We start from the raw sequence: 19,372 nt of genomic DNA, 5'->3' as shown, positions 1-19,372 counted from the left end.
CCAACTGCAGCCCCGTGCCCGCCCCTTGAGCGGGCGCGGGGCTGTAGGCTTATAAACAGGCGAAACCTCAGCGCATGCGGGATGAGACGAACGCATGAGTGAACATGTCTGGGGCGCCGCGAAATACATCACGATGGGGCGTTGAAAAATGATTGTTGACAAGAGTGCAGCCAGCAAGAAGAACAAGCGCCAGGTGCGGAGAGCCAAGATTGTCGTGACGTTCGGTCCGGCGCTCAACACTAAGAAGATGGCTCGCAAGGCGCTCAAGGCCGGTATGAACGTGGCCCGCCTGAACATGAGCCACGGGGATCATGCGACCCACCAGAATAATCTCGATAATCTGCGTGAGGTATCCCGAGAGCTCAATAAGCCGCTCGGTGTGTTCGCTGACCTGCAGGGCCCTAAAATCCGCCTTGCACGTTTCGCGGATGGCCCGCATGAGCTTGCCGAAGGCGATACTTTCACGATCACTACCCGCGATGTCCCCGGTTCGAAGGCCGAGTGTGGCACGACGTTCGCTGGGCTTATCGAGAACGTCGATGTCGGTGACATTTTGTTAGTCAATGACGGCAAGGTGCGTCTGCGGGCGGTCGAAGTCACGGCTACCGATGTTGTGACCGAGGTTGAGGTCGGCGGTGAGGTTTCTGATAACAAGGGCATCAACCTCCCCGGGGTTGCTGTGAATGTACCGGCGCTTTCGCAGAAGGACGAAGAGGACCTGCGGTGGGCTCTGCGTGCCGGTGTGGACATGATCGCTTTGTCTTTTGTGCGTAACGCTTCCGATATCGATCCTGTGCACCGGATTATGCAGGAGGAAGGCCGGAAGGTTCCGGTCATCGCCAAGCTGGAGAAGCCGCAGGCTGTCGATAACATCGAGGAAATCATCGACGCGTTCGATGCGATCATGGTGGCTCGCGGCGATCTCGGGGTGGAGTTGCCGCTTGAGGATGTTCCTGTGGTTCAGAAGCACGCGGTCGAGCTGGCGCGCCGTTGGGCTAAGCCTGTGATTGTGGCAACGCAGGTTTTGGAGTCGATGATGGATTCGCCTACACCTACGCGCGCTGAAGCCTCTGACTGTGCGAACGCGGTTTTGGATGGTGCCGATGCGGTGATGCTTTCGGGGGAAACCTCGGTTGGTAAGTATCCGATCGAAACGATCGAGACCATGGCGCGGATCATCAAGTCGACCGAGGCTCACGGTTTGCAACGGATCCCGCCTCTCGCGGCGCGCCCCCGGACGCGTGGTGGCGCGGTGACAAGGGCGGCGGTTGAGGTTGCTGAAGAGGTCAATGCGTCTTATCTTGTGGCGTTCACGCAGACCGGTGACTCGGCGCGCCGTTTGGCGCGTATGCGTTCGGAGATCCCTGCTCTGGGATTCACTTCGAGTGAGCAGACGTTCCGCTACATGAATTTGTTCTGGGGTATCACCCCGGTTTTGGCGGGGTTTGTGGATCATTCGGACAAGATGTCTCAGCAGGCCGAGGAACACTTGCTGGGTAGCAACCTCGCTGAAGAGGATGAGCTCGCGGTGATCGTATCGGGTTCCCCTCCAGGTAAGGCTGGATCCACGAACTCGTTGCGTGTGCATCGTCTGGGCGACATCACGCATAGCGGTAAGGATGGCGAGCGGAACGAGGAACGCCATGAGGAGATCAAGCCGTGGCGTACGCGTGAGCAGGCCGCCGAGGACCTGGTTGTGCGGATGAATGAAGGCCAAGACGCACGTCTACCGGCCATTGACTTCTGATGGCTGCTATGGCTGTAGATGCTATAGATACCGGATCAGAGCTCGTACTCGCTGAACGTGCGGGGGCCTTGGGTGTTGTGACACTCAACCGCCGGGCCTCGGTGAATGCGTTGAACCTTGAGATGGTTCAGGCTATGCATCAGGCGCTGGATGTTTTTGCGGCAGACGATGCGGTGCGTGCCGTGCTGGTTCGTGGCGCGGGTGAGCGGGGTTTGTGCGCGGGCGGTGACGTGCGCGTGATCTATCGAGGCACCATCGAAGAGCCGGCGGTTGCGATGGAGTTCTTCGCGGCGGAGTATCGCTTGGATCACGCGATCGCGTGTTTCCCGAAACCCTATATTCCGTTCATGGATGGCCTGGTTTTGGGTGGGGGAGTCGGGATCTCGGTTCCTGGTTCGCACCGGATTGTGTGCGAATCGACCCGGTTGGGGATGCCGGAGACCGGTATCGGTTTCAGCCCGGATGTGGGTGGCGCGTATTTCTTGGCGCGTTCTCCTGGGGCGGTGGGCCGCTTCTTGTCTTTGACTGGGCTGCAGATTTGCGGCGCCGATGCGGTGTATGCGGGGCTTGCTGATGCGTTTGTTCCGGCTTCGCAGCAAGGTGCCTTGCGTGCGGAGCTTGAACAGGCCACATGCGCCGGTGATGTGGACGATGCGGTGGAGCGCTACTCGCTTTCCGTCCCGGACACGGACGGCCGGCAGCGCAGCGCAGGTGAAGGCACAGTAAGGGACACCGCAGAGGGCGCCGGTGCGGGACGTTTGGAGGCGGCCCGCGGCTGGATCGACGAGGCTTTCTCGCACGAAACTGTCGAGGACATCCTTGAGGCCTTGCAGGCGCGTGTTGAAGGCGCTGGTGAAGCTGCTGGGCAAGGCACGCTTAAGCGGGAAGCGTTGGATGCGATGCGCCGGAACAGCCCAACGGGCATGAAGACGGCACTGGAAGCGATCGAGCGTGCGCGCCAACTGAGCCTGGCGGATACGTATCGGCAAGACTATCGGTTGTGCGGGAACGCAGTCTTGGGCAACCGCCGCGGCGGCGCGCACGCGACTGAGGTAGAAACGCGCGAGCTAGTACGGCCTGGCCACGATATGCGTGAAGGGATCCGCGCTCAGATTATCGATAAGGACCGCAACCCACAGTGGAACCCAGCAACGCTGGAGGGTGTTACCGCCGAGCTCGTCGAGAGTTTCTTCGCCGCGGTACCAGGCTTCCCGGACCTTGAATTCCCCAAGTAGAAGCTAAAACGCGTAGAAGCTAAAACGAAAACCAAACGCGGGAGAGCAAGAAAACCAAACGTGGGGCGCAACCTTTGTTGCGCCCCACTTTGTATCTGTGCCCGAGGCGGGACTCGAACCCGCACGATTTTCATCGCTGCATTTTGAGTGCAGTGCGTCTACCAATTCCGCCACTCGGGCTGGTGTCTATGTGAGTACCGGGTCGAGTGTCCGTTCGAGGGATCTCTGACTCGTTTACTCGTGGTTTTCTCACCAGCGGGTTCTACTGTATACGCACTCGTGTGGAAAATGCACATCCAACCCGCACCGCTACGCGGGCGTGACTATTCACACAGTGCTTATTCCGCCTCGGGGTCACGCTTTCGGGCTTAAAGGTCTAGCATTGTCACGGGAGTGGAGTGAACTCTAGGTAAACAGATGTTCATGCCCGGTTTATGTGAGTGTTTTGAAGAGGAAGGCCCCGCATGGATCCGTTCTTACTCGTTGTCATTGTCATCGCTTTGGCGTTGTTCTTTGACTTCACGAACGGCTTTCACGACACCGCTAACGCGATGGCCACCCCGGTTGCGACGGGGGCGATCAAGCCGAAAGCTGCTGTGACGTTGGCCGCCATCTTGAACCTTGTTGGCGCGTTCCTGTCCACCGAGGTCGCGATGACGGTTTCTAAGGGGATCATCAACGAATCTTCCTCGGACGGTGGGATCCTCATCACTCCGTCGGTGATTTTGGCCGGCCTGATGGGCGCGATCGTCTGGAACCTCTTGACGTGGCTACTCGGCTTGCCGTCGTCTAGCTCTCACGCTTTGTTCGGTGGTCTCATCGGTGCCGCCATCGTGGGTGCGGGCCTCTCAGCGGTGAATTACGGAACGCTTTTTGAGAAGGTCCTGATCCCTGCGGTCGCTGCCCCGCTCATCGCAGGTGTTTCAGCTTTCTTCGCCACCCGGTTGGCGTACCGCATCACGCGTCGGAACAGTAAACACATCTCCCCGAATCGCGGCGGTTTCAAGATCGGTCAGATCTTCTCTTCCTCCCTTGTCGCGTTGGCTCACGGCACGAATGACGCTCAGAAGACGATGGGTATCATCACTCTGGTTCTGGTGTCCGCTAACATGCAGGAAGCCGGCACAGGCCCTCACCTGTGGGTTATCGCTAGCTGTGCTTTCGCGATCGCGTTAGGCACCTATACGGGCGGCTGGCGCATCATGCGTACGCTGGGAACGGGCTTGACTGAGGTCAAGCCGCCGCAGGGTTTCGCTGCCGAGGTTTCCACGGGTGCCGCGATCCTGGCGTCGTCACACTTAGGTTTCGCGTTGTCGACCACGCAGGTCGCGTCCGGTTCCGTGGTGGGTTCCGGTTTGGGCCGTAAAGGGGCAGGTGTCCGCTGGCGTACCGCTGGCAAGATCGCGACCGGTTGGCTCTTCACACTGCCTGCCGCTGCCATCATCGGTGGTCTGGCTGCGGCGTTGACTCACCTGGGTTCGGTAGGTGTGTGGATCGTTCTGATCACGGGCCTGGCCGCGATGCTCACGATTTTCTTGATTTCTCTACGTAACTCGGTCACTCACGAGAACGCTATGCGTGGCGTCGAGGTTTCCTCCGCCGCGGTTCACATACCAACTAAGAAGGAACGCCGTAGCGCTGCCCGTGCATTGCGCCGTGAGGCTCGCGAGGCGCACGAGCACGCTAAGGCCGCCGCCGCGAAGGCTAAGTCTGAGGCGCGGAAGGCTCGCCGTGCAGCTCGTGCCGCAACGCACGCCCACCGGGTTGCACGGAAGGCGGCGGCAGCCGAGTTGCGTGAGGTGCGTCGTGCGCAAGACCGTGAGGAATCAGCGCGGCTTAGCTTCATCGCGGCAGTCGATAGCCAAGCCGCAGCGGAAGAGTCCGATGTGGCGGCCCGTGAAGCCGAACGCGCCGCTAAGGAAGCCAGTAAGGGCCACGATGTTGCTGAAGCGAAGCAAGGTAAGTAGCGGAGAAGATCAATGACTGTTGAATTTATGCCGTTTCTGATGGTATTCGTCGCGACTGTGTTCTCAACGCTGTTCGTGGTGCTGATGTTCTCGACCGGGGTGCGGTTGCAGTCCCTGCATGACGCGGCAACGGAGGAAGGCCTCAGCAAAGCGAAACGTCTCAAGGCCGGCTATTTCGCGTGCTATGCGGTATCCGGGCTGATCGTTCTGCTCGGTATCGCGTTGATCGTCCCGCCGATCCATAAGGCGCTGGGGTTCTGAAACGTTAGGCTTCTGAAGCGCTGGGTTTCTGAAACGTTAGGCTTCTAGCCGCGCGCAAGCGTTGAGGGCGGGTCACCGTGCAAGGTGGCCCGCCCTCAACGCGTCTACACCCGACATGTCCACAACGAGCGCAGCTACGCATCTACACAGCCACGTAGCGTGCCGGCGTGTGGTTTGAGTGTCACCGTTTAGCGCAGGTCGATGAGCTGGTTGGTGATGCGTGCGGTCGCGACAAGTTTGTTGTTCTCGTCATAGATTTTGATGTCGTGGCTCGTGGTGGTTCGGCCGAGGTGGGCTGGTGTGCACACTCCGCGCACCCGCCCGGAAACACCGCCGCGGTGGTGGGTGATGTTGAGGTCCACGCCTACGGGGGATTTCCCCTGGAGCCCTGAGTCGACGATGTGCAAGGCTGCGGCGAAGGAGCCAAGGGTTTCAGCGAGTGCCGCGCTGGCTCCGCCGTGGAGGATTCCGGCTACCTGGGTGTTGCTTTCAACCGGCATGGTTGCGGTGAGTTCTTCGACCGTGAAGGTGTCGAAGATGATCCCGAGCTTGGTGACCAGTGCTCCGGGGCCATGGTGGCGTAGGTATTCCCACGCCGCGTGCGGGATGTTCGCTTCAGTGAGTTCGGTAGCGAACGGATGGTTCTCGTGGGCAGCTTGGGTGGTCTTGTTGGTGCCGCCCGTTTCGGGTTTTGAGCTTTTGTCAGTCATGGGCATTAGGCTTTCATGTGTGAGTGCCAACGCCAAGTCTTCTTCGTCTAAATCTTCGTCTTCGTCCGAATCCAAGCCGCGTTTGCTCGTTATCGATGGGCATTCGATGGCATTCCGCGCGTTTTTCGCTTTACCTGCAGAGAACTTCTCGACTGCTACGGGCCAATACACGAACGCGGTTCACGGTTTCGTTTCGATGCTGCTGAAAATGATTGAGCAGCGGGAACCGACCCATGTTGCGGTCGCTTTTGACCTTTCTGGGCCTACTATCCGTTCGCAACAGTATGAGGAATATAAGGGCGGCCGCGCCGAGACTCCGCCGGAGTTCGCGGGCCAGATCGAGTTGATCGATCAGGTCATGGCCGCTATGAACATCCCTACGTTGACGTATGAGGGCTATGAGGCTGATGACATTCTGGCGACGTTGTCGACCCGCGGCGCTGCGGATGGTTTCGATGTCCTGGTTGTCTCAGGTGATAGGGACACGTTCCAGTTGATCAACGATGACGTGCTGGTTTTGTATCCGATGCGCGGCATTTCGGATATCCCGCCGATGGACGCTGCCGCGGTGCAGGACCGTTACGGGGTTCTTCCGCAGAACTACCCGGATATGGCTGCGCTGGTGGGGGAGAAGGCCGATAATCTTCCGGGTGTTCCGAGGGTGGGCAATAAGACTGCGGCTAAGTGGATCAATCAGTATGGCTCGGTTGAGAAGATCCTTGAGCATGCTGATGAGATCAAGGGCAAGGTTGGACAGAGCCTGCGTGACCACGTGGATGATGTACGCCGTAACCGTGAGCTGAACGCTTTGGTTCGGGATTTGGATGTGGATCTCACGTGGGATGACATGCGTGTGCGTGAACCGGAGTGGGATCGCATTGAGGACTTGTTTGATTCGCTTGAGTTCAATACGTTGCGCCGCCGTTTGAACGACGTGATGGGTGGTTTGAGCGAGGAAGAGTCCCCGGCTGTTGAGTTGCCGAATGTTGTTTCATTCGCTGACGCTGAGCAGATTCGTGCATGGTTTGAAGCTGTTGCTGGCGCGGGTGCTGATGGTGCGTCTGTTGCCGCGGTGCGCGTTGAGCTGTCGGCTGAGCACGCGGTGGGTGAGGCATCGGATGTTCTGAGCCTTTCGGTTGCGGTGCTTCCTGAAGAGTCGGCGCAGGCTGAGGTGTTGCAAGTTGATCTTGCCCAGTTGGATGAGCAGGCCACCGATGCGGTGGCGGCCTGGCTTGCGGATGCTGAGCGGCCGAAGGTTGTGTATGACCTCAAGCCGATGCTGAAGGCACTGTGGGCGCGTGGTTTGCAGTTGTCGGGTGTGATCGATGATGTCGCGCTCTCGGCGTATCTGGTTCAGCCGGACCGCCGTGGTTATGCGCTTGAGGATCTCTCCCAGCAGCACCTGAAGCGCACGCTGGGTGAAGCAGCGGCACAGAACGCCGGCCAGCTTGATTTAGGCCTGGATGAGGACGGTGCGGCCGTGGATGGCCGCGAGGCGGAACGTGCAGATGTCACGTTGCGTCTGCATTCGGTGTTGCAGCCCATGCTTGTTGATCGTGAAGCTCAAGACCTGTTGACGCAGGTCGAGGTTCCTTTGGCGAGCGTTCTGGCGCGCATGGAGGCCACGGGTGTGGCCGTGGATCTGGAGTCGCTTGATGATTTGATCGATAGCTTCACCCAGAACATGAACCGCGCCCAACAACAGGCTTTCGACGCGATTGGGCACGAGGTGAATCTCAGTAGCCCTAAGCAGTTGCAGACTGTTCTGTTTGAGGAACTTGAGCTTCCTAAGACCAAGAAGATAAAGACCGGTTACACGACGGACGCGACCTCGTTGCAGGATTTGTTGGTCAAGACGGGACATCCGTTCCTCGAGGCACTGATGGCTCACCGGGACGTGGCTAAGCTGCGGCAGACTGTTGAAGGTTTGAAGAAGACTGTTGCCGCTGATGGGCGGATCCATACGACGTTCTCTCAGACCGCCGCGGCTACCGGCCGGTTGTCTTCCTTGAACCCAAACCTGCAGAACATTCCGGTGCGTACCGAAGAGGGCCGCCGTATTCGCGACATCTTCACATGCGGTGACAGCGCGGAGCTGCTCACGGCGGATTATTCGCAGATTGAGATGCGCATCATGGCGCATTTATCTGGGGATGAGGCGTTGATCCAGGCGTTCAAGGATGGCGAGGATCTGCACCGTTTTGTTGGCTCACATGTTTTCGATGTAGCGCCTGAGGATGTGTCTGCTGAGATGCGTTCGAAGGTCAAGGCGATGAGCTACGGCTTGGCGTACGGGTTGAGCCAGTTTGGCCTTTCGCAGCAGTTGGGTATTTCGGTTGATGAGGCCCGCACGCTGCGGAACGACTATTTCAAGCGTTTCGGTGCGGTACGTGATTATCTCGATGAGGTTGTCGCTCAAGCCCGTGTGGACGGCTACACCTCGACCCTGTTGGGGCGGCGCCGCTACCTGCCTGAGTTGCATAGCGATAACCGTCAGTTGCGGGAGATGGCTAAACGGGCCGCGTTGAACGCGCCGATCCAGGGCACAGCGGCGGATATCATCAAGCTTGCGATGCTTCGCATCCCTGCCGCGTTCAAGGACGCGGGCCTGGAATCGAAGATGCTGTTGCAGGTCCATGACGAACTGATTTTCGAGGTCGGGGACGGTGAGCAGGAGAAGGTGCGTTCACTCGTAGTCGAGATCATGTCCAGCGCGATGGAATTGTCTGTTCCTTTGGATGTGAACATCGGTAGCGGGCGCACATGGCACGCCGCAGCACACTAGCGGCCGCCTGGCAAAGATTGAGTCTTTCACGGAAGATAGTGATCCACAGATGTTGGTCTGGAGTTGGAAATGAGTAGTGGCGCGGTGAATCAAGAGCGGTTCAGGGTTGTTCGGCATCGCCCGGACGGACCCCTGGGTAGCCCGGATCCGGTGACTGAGGCGTTCATTGAGGCGATGGCCTTAGGGTTCTTGGATGGGCGCCGCACGCAAGAGGAGATGCAGGGCAAGGTTGACCGTTTCCGTCAGGACCGTTCTCTGTTGACGATGGTTCATGATGACAATCAGCCCTCGATCGCACTGGATGCGGATATTCCCGTTGCGACGTTCGCGGAGTTCCCTGGCCAGCTGTGTGTGCGTGAAGGTGTCCTCGTTGATACGCATATGGTCACTGAGGTGACGGTGCGGACCTCGCACCGTCGTCGTGGTTTGTTGACCAAGATGATGCATGCCTCTTTCGACCGGGCTAAAGAGGCCGGGCGTCCGTTGGCGGCACTCACGGCGACCGAGGGCGTGATTTATGGCCGCTTCGGTTTTGGCGTTGCAGCGCACACCGGTACGTGCCGGGTCAAGGTTCTGCATGGTTTGCGTTTGCGGGCTTCTGCGATCAAGGCGATCGAGGATTCGGGTGTGCGCGTTGTAGTGCCCTCCTGGGAAGAGATGCCGGCGGTTCACCGTGAGTCTTCTGAGGCCTATGTCAAACGGACACCTGGCCAGGTTGCGCCTGTTTCTTCGCAGCGGCGCCGCGCCGCCGGCATCAGTAACTATTTGGCAGAGCCAGGGGAGAGCCACGATTTGCGTCCGCTGGTTGCGCTCGGTCCGGACGGTACAGTGCGAGGGCACGCGATGGCAGAGTTCTCCGGCTGGGATTCCCGCCCGTTCACGTTGAAGGTTCATGAGCTGATGGCCGCGGATCCTGTCGCGGAGCTAGCTTTGTGGCAAGCGTTAGGTGCCACAGACCTGGTTGAAGAGCTTTCGGCCGATTCGGTGGTTGCTGATCACGCGCTGCGTGTCGCGTTGATCAATGGCCGCGATGTGGTTGACGGTGTTACGCGCGATGCCCTGTGGCTGCGGGTTCTCGATGTTCCAGAGGCTATGCGTGCCCGCGGACTCAGCAGTGAGGGCTCCGTGGTCCTGGACGTCTCTGACCCTCTGGGGTATGCCCAGGGGCAGTTCCTGATCGAGGCAGACGAACACGGAACGAGGGTTACCGAAGCGCCGGAAGCTACTGATGGTTCCGGCGCGGATGTGCCGCACTTGAGCCTGGATGCGGAAGCGTTGGCTGCTCTATACCTTGGTACGTGCCGTGTAGCTGATCTGGTGGCTAGCGGGCGCGCCCAGGCTGATGGGGCCGACCTTGAAGCGCTTCACTTGTTGTTTCACTCGAAGGTGCCTCCGATTAACACAACCCACTTCTGATGTTCCGGTTGCCTGGTCATGATGGGCAGGGTCTTGATGATGGGGTCTTGACATTGGGCAGAGCCCTGCCGCGTGGCAGCAGTAAAAGAAGCTCATACTTCATTGACTGAATTATCCCCATAGCATAGACTTGGTTGAGTTGTGCACTTTGCGTGCCATCACGCGTGCGCAATTCCATATTGTTCACTACTTCAGAGCAGCACACTTTGAGCGAAACATTCGCGGCTGTTCTGACCGATTTACTATCCGTAACGGAGCCCCTACTACATGACCACTACGAACCCGGATCAGACCGGACTCCCGCAGGTCGCAGTCAACGACATCGGTTCGGAAGAGGAATTCCTCGCCGCTATCGACGCAACCATCAAGTACTTCAACGATGGCGATCTCGTTGAAGGTGAAGTCGTCAAGGTTGATCATGACGAAGTTCTGCTGGATATCGGCTACAAGACCGAGGGTGTAATCCCGTCCCGCGAGCTGTCTATCAAGCACGATGTAGACCCTAGCGATGTCGTCGAGGTTGGCGACACGGTTGAGGCACTTGTCCTGACGAAGGAGGACAAGGAAGGCCGTCTGATCCTTTCCAAGAAGCGCGCACAGTACGAGCGTGCTTGGGGCGATATCGAGAAGGTCAAGGAAGAAGACGGCGTCGTTACCGGTACCGTCATCGAGGTTGTCAAGGGTGGTCTCATCCTCGACATCGGCCTGCGTGGCTTCCTGCCTGCTTCCTTGGTTGAGATGCGTCGCGTCCGCGACTTGGCTCCGTACATCGGCCAGCAGCTTGAAGCGAAGATCATCGAGCTCGACAAGCACCGCAACAACGTTGTTCTCTCCCGCCGCGCATGGCTCGAAGAGACCCAGTCCGCGGTCCGCACCGAGTTCCTCAACAAGCTCGAAAAGGGCCAGGTTCGCGAGGGCGTTGTCTCCTCCATCGTCAACTTCGGTGCATTCGTTGACCTGGGCGGTGTTGACGGCCTGGTTCACGTATCCGAGCTGTCCTGGAAGCACATCGACCACCCATCCGAGGTTGTCGAGGTTGGCCAGAAGGTTACCGTCGAGGTCCTCGAGGTAGACATGAGCCGCGAGCGTGTTTCCCTCTCGCTCAAGGCAACCCAGGAAGACCCATGGCAGACCTTCGCCCGCACCCACGCACTGGGTCAGGTTGTACCTGGTAAGGTCACCAAGCTCGTTCCGTTCGGCGCGTTCGTTCGCGTTGAGGACGGCATCGAGGGTCTGGTTCACATCTCCGAGCTCGCTGAGCGTCACGTTGACCTCGCGGAGCAGGTTGTTCAGGTGGGCCAGGAGATCTTCGTCAAGGTCATCGACATCGACCTCGAGCGTCGCCGAATCTCGCTGTCCCTCAAGCAGGCCAACGAGGGTGTTGACCCAGAGGGCACCGAGTTCGACCCTGCTCTGTACGGTATGGCCGCAGAGTACGACGAGGCCGGTAACTACAAGTACCCAGAGGGCTTCGACCCAGAGACCAACGAATGGCTCGAGGGCTACGAGACTCAGCGTGCAGAATGGGAGCAGCAGTACGCTGCAGCCCAGGCCCGCTGGGAGGCTCACAAGAAGCAGGTCGCAGAGGCAATCGAGAAGGACGCAGAGGCCGGCGCACAGCAGGCATCCGTTCCAGCTCCAGCTTCCTACTCCTCCGAGGACCAGAGCGACGCCGAAGACAGCGGCACGCTCGCATCCGATGAAGCCCTTGCTGCACTGCGTGAGAAGCTCACCGGCAACAAGTAAGCGAATCATCCGCCCCGTGAGCGCGGCACAGACACGCTAGCGGGGTAGATAAACCAAGAGGGCGGTTCCGAAAGGAACCGCCCTCTTGGCGTATCTGAACCCGTTTGACGTATCTCAACCGTCTTACAGCATCCAGTGGGCTATTACAGTATCCAGTGGGTTATTCAGTTATTCGGCGGACAGGGGCTAGTTGTTGCCTTCCTCGGCGTCGAGGGTGGCTACCTGGATGGTTTGTGGGCCTTCGTTCGGGCGGATCAGCATACCGCGGCCGGCAGGGAAGTGGCGCGGCCGGATGCGCCCGATGATCGGGCCTTCGCTGCTATCGCCGTCCATGAGCAGAGTCACGGCACCGGCTTCACGCAGTGATGCGAAGAACGGCTCATACATGGTGCGTGATGCGCCACGGACGCGACGGGTGAGTGCCACATGCAAGCCGATGTCGGTGCTCATCGCGAGGAATGGGGTGAACGCGTGAAGCGGTGAGGCCGCCCCTGCGGTGAGGACGTCGTAGTCGTCCACGAGCAACACAATCCGCGGCCCTTCGAAGCCAGCCTTCTGTTGGGCGAGCGGGTCGGCTTGCACACGGGACTGCACCTCTTTGACCACCGCAGCGGTGAGCTGTTCAGCATGCATCGAGGTAGCTGCGTATCCGCCGAGGTATTCCTCCGGGATCGCGTTCTGCAGGTCACGGCGCGGATCAAAGACCGCGAACACGAGCTCTTCTGAGCTGTATTGGCTCATGAGTTCGTGGGCGAGCAGACGCAACAGGCTCGTCTTGCCGGCTTCCTCATCCGCAAGTACCGCAAGGTGTGGTTCGCGGCCGATGAAGTCCAGATAGCGGATTGCCTGATTGCGTTCCATAACGCCAAAGCGCAAAAGCCCCGGAGTTGATGAAGGCGGCAGCTGGTCCACGTTGATGTGGGTCGGCAACAGGCGCACGGTGCGCGGGGTCTGTTCGCGATAGTGGAGTTTGACGTACTCGACCGCTTCCCTGAATGCCTTGGTGAGGCCGTCATCGCTTGGCTCGTCATCGATGCGTGGTAGCGCGATCTGGCCGATACGTCCGTCGATGTTGAAGCCACGGCCCGGCTTGTTCTTAGGCAGGTGCGCCGCGGTCTTGGAGCCGTGCATCGAGTCCGATGGTTCGGTCAGCCGCATCTCCAGGCGGGTCCCGAAGAAGGATTGCTGCGCCATCCGGACTTCGTTCCAGCGGGTGGCTGTAGCGATGATGTGGATCCCGTAGCCGCTACCGCGGGTCAAGAGAGAGTAGAGCGAATCCTGGAGGTCTTCGAACTCGTCGATCAAACCACCCCAACCGTCCACGAACACCACGACGTCGCGCACATCGAGTTCGGGGTGGCGGCCGGATGCGAACATTTCACGCATCGTGGAGACCGAGTCGATGTGGAGCGACTCGAACAGCGCTTCGCGTTCGGTCAACAGGTCAGTGACTTCCTCCAAGGTTCGCCGCAACGCTTCGCGGCGTGTGCGCACGGCGACGCCGGCAGTGTGGGGAAGGCCCTCGATTGCGAGCAGGCCTGAGCCGCGCAGGTCCAAACCGTAGAGGGTTATTTCGCGCGGTGAGTTCTCCAAGGCCAGCGAGAGCGCGATCGTGCGCAGGAGCGTGGACTTGCCGGTTGAAGGCCCACCGAGGATCGCGATGTGGCCGCCCGAGTGGGCTAGGTCGAGTTCCCAACGCCCTTGCCACTGGTGCGCTGGGTCATCCAAAATCCCGATCGGAACCGGGAGGCTGTGTGATGTCTCCCCGGCGAGCTGGCCAGAAATCGCGGCAGGTTCCGGCGGCATCGAGAGCGCTTGATCCAGGGTGACCTTATCCGGCAAAGGCGGAAGCCAGATGGGGTCGGTCACGGCGGGGTACTTGCTCATCATGGCAACGGATGCGCTCAAGACGGTGGGCCCTTCGGCATCCTCATCATCCGACTGGGTGGCGGGCTTCGTGGCTTCCGCTTCGTCCTCGGCCTCGTCATAATCCTGGGCCATGGTGATGAAGTTCTGTGAATAGTACTGATCGATCAGCACGACGGGTACGGTGGGTTCCTTGGTCACCTCATCTTCTGCGGTTTCGATCGCTAGCGGGCCAGAGACGTAACCGGCTTTGAACTGCTCATACACGGTCGTATCCACTTTGAGGTAGCCGTAGCCAGGCAGCGGCGGCAGGTGGAAGGCGTCCGTTGTTTCGAGCACGGTGCGGGATTCAGCTTCAGAAAGTGTGCGTAGACCGAGCCGATAGGACAGGTAGGTGTCGAGGCCGCGCAGCTTGCCGGCTTCGAGGCGTTGGGAACTGAGGAGCAGATGCACACCGATCGAGCGGCCAATACGACCGATCGACATGAACAAGTCGATGAAATCGGGTTGCGCGGTCAGTAGCTCACCGAACTCGTCAATCACGAGGAACAGGTGCGGCATGACCGGCAGATTGCGGTTGCGGCGACGTGCCCGCTGATAGTCGGTGATGGAGGCGATGTTGCCTGCGGCTTTCAACTGTTCCTGACGCCGTAGGATCTCACCTTCAAGGCTCGCATAGATGCGGTCCACGAGCGACACATCGTCAGCGAGGTTGGTGACGATACCGGAGACATGCGGGATGCCCTTGAACGGGGCGAAGGTCGCACCACCCTTATAGTCGACCAGAACCAGGTTGAGCTGTTCAGGGGAGTGGGTCAAAGCCAAACCGAGCACCAGTGTTCGCAGAAGCTCGGACTTACCCGAACCCGTTGCGCCTACGCACAGCCCGTGCGGGCCCATACCGTGCTGGGCGGCCTCCTTGATGTCCAGGCGAACAGGCTTGCCTTGCTGATCCAAACCGATAGGCACGGTAAGGAAGTCAGGGCCGAAGTTCGGCTCCCACGCCGCCTGCAAATGCGATTCGTTGAGCTCCTTGAGGCCCAGCAGTTGAGTGAACTTCATACCGGCTTGTTGCTCGGAGTGCTCAAGGGAATCGTGAGAGAGCCGCAGCGGGGCCAACACGCGGGAGATTGACTGGGCTAAGGCAACATCGGAATCATCCAAAACACCCTTGAGACGTTGTGCTACGGAACCATCAGAGTCCAGACGCTGAACCTCAACTTCCGCGGCGGCCTCAAGGTCCACCTCGCTGGCCGCGGCATCGTTCCTAAACCCGGCCCAATTACCCAGACCAGCCCAACTACCTATGCCAGTCTTACTACCCAGGCCCGCTCTGCGGCCTCGTCCACTTCCGTTATCTTGCCCAACATTGTTGTTGGGGACGGCCCTGTTGCTTTGTACGAGGCGTGCTGACACATCGCCGGGTTCTTCGAGCTGATTGCGTAGCGCGTGGATGACGGTGATGCCCATCATCTCTAGGTCCGTTGCGGTGCCTGCACTGAAGTTCTCTACCGGGCCACTATGCCGCAGATCGACGATGAGCAGACGCGGCTGGTTGAGGTTTACAACCGTGTAGTCCGCCGGTGTGCGCCGTAGCTCAGCGGTCGCCTGGTAGCGGCGCTGGATGTTGCTGCGCAGCAGAGATGCCAGCTCCGGCATCGTCTCGCAGATGCGTGGCACGGGGCCGAAAGCGGTTGGTTGGTCTTGGTCGAGAATGTGGGGGAGCCTACGCACCCACTCCCACTTATCGCGGTGAACCGTCGGCACGAGGAACGCGAGCTGGAGGTCTTCAGGGGAGTGAAGCGCAACCGCCTGCAGGACCAGGTTGCGGATCGCTTGATCGCAGAACTCGTTATCCCCGATGACTGAGACCGTGTGGTCGGCGCCCAGGTGAACCAGCAACGGCATGTCTGGGGTCGTGGAGAAACGGTCTTGGAGAACATCGAGTTGCTGTTCGAGGTGAGGGTCAGTGCTTTCTAACGACTGGTCCTCACCTTCAAGGCGGAACTCGACACCCGTGGCATCGCCGATGCCGCATCGAACATTGAGGTAGTCGCTGTGTTGGCGGCGCCGCTCCCACAGCCGCGATGGGGTGAAGATCAACTCGACGAGTGCGTTGGTGCGCGGGTCAGTTATTTGGGCTCGGGAACGCCGTTCGTCTTCTGCTGTACGCAACTCGTGGTGGCGTTCTTCGAGGTATTCAAGGTAGTTGTCGCGCAACTGTTTGCGGCGGCGGGTCTGTTTACCATTTTGCGAGGTCATCATGACGATCGCGCCGATCACGGTCACGATCATCATGAGCGCTCCAACCGCCGCGAAAGGGGAGCCCCGGAACAGCATCATGACCGTCATCGAGCCAGCCATACCCAAGAGCGGGATGAGGCCGAGGAACCCCATGTTGCCGGCTCCACCGTCTTCGATCAAGGGCGGGCGGCGGACCGTCTCAAGCTCGGGTTCCGCTGCGGGTGGCTCGGAGCGAGCCGGGCGGTGGAACAGTCCGTTGTCTTCCAGGGCAGTCAGGGATCGGCTGTGTGTGGTCATGATGTAGCTTTCGCGACGGAGAGCACGGTTGCCCCGAGCTGGGCCACTTGCAGGCGCTCCCGTTCTGAGAGCAGCTCCATATTCAAACGGCCACCGGTGGCGACGTGAGCGTCAAAGCTCAGTTCTGGCAGGTTGGTTTTACGGCTGATCGGCAAGTGGGAACGCAGGTTGGTGTGACGCACGGATTGTTTGGTGAGTCTGACTTGCCGCTTTGATGCGTGGATGCTGTCAACCATGACTGGCACGAGCGCTACGTGCGGGTAGCTATGGTGAATGTAGTTACAGAAGGACTCGGCAACATCGACCGCAGCCGGGTACATCGGGATCGGAACGATCAGCGCGTGCAAGCCCGGATAGAAGGCGTGCATCACGTGATCGCTCATCGGCAGGTCAAGAAGCGTAACCGCAGCAGTCTGGGACAAGAACTGGAAGGTGTTCTGCATTAGGGCTCTGTCATCGAGCCGCTCGTCGCTATCTCCCCACGGCAAGAAACGCAGGTGCCGGGAGATCTCATCAGAATATGTATGAAAGTGCTGGTGGACGGGAACATCCCTTTGGTTCATGAGTTCAGAGAGCCGCTCAAGCCCTTTGTCCTCACTCACCTTTCGCGGGTTGCGTGGCCCGAGCCTACGCAGGGTGGCGCCGTCACGGTTGAGCACATCCACCACAAGCGTGGGTTCTTTGCGGCTATCCGCTAACTGATGCCCCAACAGAGCCACAGTTGAGCTCGCACCGGAGCCTCCCAGGGGGCTCGTGATGCCGATTCGGCGGCCCGTGAGCACCGAGGTCTGGCAGCCTTTGAGTGCCCGCTGGTAGGCCTCCGGGAACGGGTCTGACACCACCAGGTTCACGACCGAGCGCGTCGCGCGAACCCACCAGGAATCTCCAGGCGTGGTTGTGGTGTACCTAGGCACCGCGGCTTTCTTCTCGGGGCGGGCCGGGTTCCTCTTTCTCAAGGGATTGGCTGGCATCGTGGACTTAGAGTACATTCTCGGGCCTTTCACCTTTCCTGCGGGCTACTGACCGGTAAAGGACTCGATCAGGCGCGCATACAGTCCGAACGCGCCCACCAGGACAGGGAAAATAGACAAGGTCAGCAAGGTTTCGAAACGGCGGGCCGTTAGACGCAGGCCCGCGGCCACATGCTCTGGCATACGCCATAGCGGCTGTGTCAGGATCACGACGATCAGCAGGGCGAGCGTCAACGGCATGATCCACGCCGGTATCGAAACGGAGGACAAGCTCACCCAGAACACACCGCCGACGATCGCGGAACCCAGCATGCAGGTTCTCTCTGCAACTAACGGCATGTGGCGGGAACGCAAGGACACTAACGCGATCGTGATCAGAACGAGCGCAGTGACCCAGGGATCGTTCCCGGAAGGCCCTAGCAGGAAGACTGCTGTGAGCATCGTGAAGCACATGAGCCATATCAAGATGGCCATGCCGGCGTGTGCGCGCCTCACGCGTGAGGCTACGTCGCTGCGGTAGGGGCGTTTGCCGTCGGCGAGGTCATCATCCACACGTGTGAGGCCGGACAAGATGAGGGCGATGCGGGGAATGATGCCAACCAGGATGCCGCTGATAGTGAGCATCCAGAGCCCTAGATGCATGTCGCCAAGGTTGAGGATGAAACCTAGATACCACACGCCCACTGTCATGAGCGAGGCAATACCTGTAATGAGTGCTGTTTGCCACGCCCTGTGGTTGATCCCAAGGGCTAGAAGTGTGGCTGCGATCCACGCGTTGACGATCATCCACCCGAGGAACGGCTCGGGTTCGGCGAAGAACACTGTGAGGGTCAGAAGGGCTGCCGAGACAGTGGTGAGTTCGATGTCGGTGCGCCACCAGCGGTGATCGATAGCCGTCATCGCGATGAGAGGAAGGACCGCCGCTGTGAGTCCCCAGGTAAGGAATGTTGCGCTACCAGGGTCCGGTAGAAGGCTGAGCGCTAGCGGCACCGCGAGCAATACGACGAGTGCTGTGCTGAGCAGCCGCGATTTTGAGAAGCTCACCGTGGCAGATTGCCCCGCCGTGAGTTCGGCGCTGGTGTCTGCGAGGTCATAGACAACCGGGGAGCGGACGACCTCGTCGCGGCGATCTAGCCGGATGAGAGCGCCGTCAGTGATTTTCGCGTCAGCGAGGGTTTCGTGGAGGGCGAGGCTACCGCCACCCACCGGGGTGAGGGTCAGCTCTTGTGGGGCGGCTTTGTTGCCGGCGCAGGTGTGTCTGAGGATCTGCGGGATGAGCTCGCCAACGCTGACACCTGCCGGTAGGAGCATTTCTATATTGCGGTCTGTAGCTAAGACAGTGACTCTGCGGTATCCGGTGCTCACCATGGGGCAACCTCGCCGACGGTGCGCTCTATTGAAATGGGTGTCTCGGTGGGTGTCGAGGCGCGATTCATACGTTCGTTTTGTTCTTTAAACAGGTTGGAGATGAAGGAGAAGCCGACGCAGCCGGCGCAGATGAGGGCCGCGATGATCAGTCCGATCACAATGTGTTTGATTCCGGAGGTGAATGTGCGTCGGCGCCGGTCGTTGCCGTATAAGAGTGCGAGGCTGAGTCGCTGCCGACGAACAGCTACTGATTCGAGAATCTGCTCGTCATGGTTCTGCATGGTTCTCCTTTAGCGCATTCACAGAAGCAGAGGTGATCGCGCGGCCAATTATGCATGAGTCATGTTACAAGCAGCTTAAGGTCGGCCAAAAGTAGTATGACGCGAACTCCTGTGTGTCTCCGATGTGTCTCATGTGCTGCCCTGTTGTTTCAAGGGGTATCGCTGATTATTCGGATCTGTTGTTGCGAGTCGCGGCTGAGCTTAACGTTATTTCAAATTTCTAGAGTTTTTGGGTTTTTGGGGTGTTTTCTGGTGGTGGTGCGGGTTAGGGTGGCGTGCGTTGGCTCGGGTTTCGCGCCTTGTTTTGTGGGTGTGGGGTTTGGGTTGATGTGTTGGTTGTTTTGGTTTTGAAGGGAGTAGTTTTATGAAGTTTGATATGGGTTCGCAGACGTTGGCTACGTTGAATCAGAAGACGTCTGGGTCGAATGATGATTTGGGTGGTTTGGTTCGTCAGTTGGTGGCGGCTGTTGCTCCGTTG

At 59.4% G+C, this 19,372-nt stretch carries 12 protein-coding genes and 1 tRNA gene; 7 read left to right on the top strand and 6 right to left on the bottom strand.

Annotated features, from left to right (window positions below; all coding sequences use genetic code 11):
• The first annotated feature begins 193 nt into the window (after positions 1 to 193).
• Together pyk and MHJ63_RS05570 are read left to right on the top strand one after the other, a co-directional pair.
• Positions 194 to 1,747 carry a pyruvate kinase gene (pyk, locus tag MHJ63_RS05575; RefSeq protein WP_070490970.1) on the top strand — a complete coding sequence of 518 codons (1,554 nt, stop codon included), beginning with the start codon at positions 194 to 196 and terminating at the stop codon, positions 1,745 to 1,747.
• A gap of 8 nt (positions 1,748 to 1,755) precedes the next feature.
• Positions 1,756 to 2,982 (top strand): enoyl-CoA hydratase/isomerase family protein, encoded by a 1,227-nt coding sequence (locus MHJ63_RS05570; protein WP_239446459.1) that lies wholly within the window; start codon positions 1,756 to 1,758, stop codon positions 2,980 to 2,982.
• A gap of 98 nt (positions 2,983 to 3,080) precedes the next feature.
• On the opposite strand, the gene MHJ63_RS05565 is transcribed toward MHJ63_RS05570, so the two are convergent.
• Positions 3,081 to 3,162, bottom strand: a tRNA-Leu gene (locus MHJ63_RS05565).
• Positions 3,163 to 3,446: 284 nt separating this feature from the next.
• Between MHJ63_RS05565 and MHJ63_RS05560 the strand changes: the two genes are divergently transcribed.
• A complete protein-coding gene (locus tag MHJ63_RS05560) occupies positions 3,447 to 4,949 on the top strand; it encodes an inorganic phosphate transporter (RefSeq protein WP_083285206.1) in 1,503 nt (500 codons plus the stop codon).
• A 12-nt stretch (positions 4,950 to 4,961) separates the two neighbouring features.
• Complete coding sequence (locus MHJ63_RS05555; protein WP_035757634.1) at positions 4,962 to 5,210, top strand: hypothetical protein; 249 nt, start codon at positions 4,962 to 4,964, stop codon at positions 5,208 to 5,210.
• A gap of 188 nt (positions 5,211 to 5,398) precedes the next feature.
• On the opposite strand, the gene MHJ63_RS05550 is transcribed toward MHJ63_RS05555, so the two are convergent.
• Complete coding sequence (locus tag MHJ63_RS05550) at positions 5,399 to 5,920, bottom strand: hotdog fold thioesterase (protein ID WP_239446458.1); 522 nt, start codon at positions 5,918 to 5,920, stop codon at positions 5,399 to 5,401.
• On the opposite strand from MHJ63_RS05550, the gene polA reads away from it, so the two are divergent.
• From polA to rpsA, 3 genes are all read left to right on the top strand, one after another.
• Positions 5,919 to 8,705 (top strand): DNA polymerase I, encoded by a 2,787-nt coding sequence (gene polA / locus MHJ63_RS05545; protein ID WP_275435999.1) that lies wholly within the window; start codon positions 5,919 to 5,921, stop codon positions 8,703 to 8,705. The two genes, MHJ63_RS05550 and polA, sit on opposite strands and share 2 nt — an antisense overlap.
• A 150-nt stretch (positions 8,706 to 8,855) precedes the next feature.
• On the top strand, positions 8,856 to 10,121 hold the full coding sequence (locus MHJ63_RS05540) for a GNAT family N-acetyltransferase (protein ID WP_070506439.1): 1,266 nt from the start codon (positions 8,856 to 8,858) through the stop codon (positions 10,119 to 10,121).
• A gap of 267 nt (positions 10,122 to 10,388) precedes the next feature.
• Positions 10,389 to 11,867, top strand: coding sequence for a 30S ribosomal protein S1 (gene rpsA, locus MHJ63_RS05535; protein WP_070506441.1), 1,479 nt, complete (start codon positions 10,389 to 10,391; stop codon positions 11,865 to 11,867).
• Between the two features lie 186 nt (positions 11,868 to 12,053).
• Here the strand turns inward: rpsA and eccCa are convergent, their stop codons facing one another.
• The 4 genes from eccCa to MHJ63_RS05515 all read right to left on the bottom strand — a co-directional run bounded on the left by eccCa (position 12,054) and on the right by MHJ63_RS05515 (position 18,894).
• Positions 12,054 to 16,274 carry a type VII secretion protein EccCa gene (eccCa, locus tag MHJ63_RS05530; protein WP_239446457.1) on the bottom strand — a complete coding sequence of 1,407 codons (4,221 nt, stop codon included), beginning with the start codon at positions 16,272 to 16,274 and terminating at the stop codon, positions 12,054 to 12,056.
• Complete coding sequence (locus MHJ63_RS05525) at positions 16,271 to 17,188, bottom strand: hypothetical protein (protein ID WP_141739759.1); 918 nt, start codon at positions 17,186 to 17,188, stop codon at positions 16,271 to 16,273. Before MHJ63_RS05525 ends, eccCa begins: the two co-directional genes overlap by 4 nt.
• A 102-nt stretch (positions 17,189 to 17,290) precedes the next feature.
• On the bottom strand, positions 17,291 to 18,613 hold the full coding sequence (locus MHJ63_RS05520; protein ID WP_239446456.1) for an EsaB/YukD family protein: 1,323 nt from the start codon (positions 18,611 to 18,613) through the stop codon (positions 17,291 to 17,293).
• Entirely contained in the window at positions 18,607 to 18,894 is a 288-nt protein-coding gene (locus MHJ63_RS05515) for a hypothetical protein (RefSeq protein WP_070490869.1), read from the bottom strand. The genes MHJ63_RS05520 and MHJ63_RS05515 overlap by 7 nt, the downstream gene beginning before the upstream one ends.
• Positions 18,895 to 19,372 lie beyond the last annotated feature (478 nt).

Source organism: Pseudoglutamicibacter albus (assembly GCF_022346425.1).
In the GTDB taxonomy this organism is placed as follows: Bacteria; Actinomycetota; Actinomycetes; order Actinomycetales; family Micrococcaceae; genus Pseudoglutamicibacter; species Pseudoglutamicibacter albus.
Note: the sequence above shows the minus strand (reverse complement) of the source record. Positions and strands in the feature narration are given on the sequence as shown.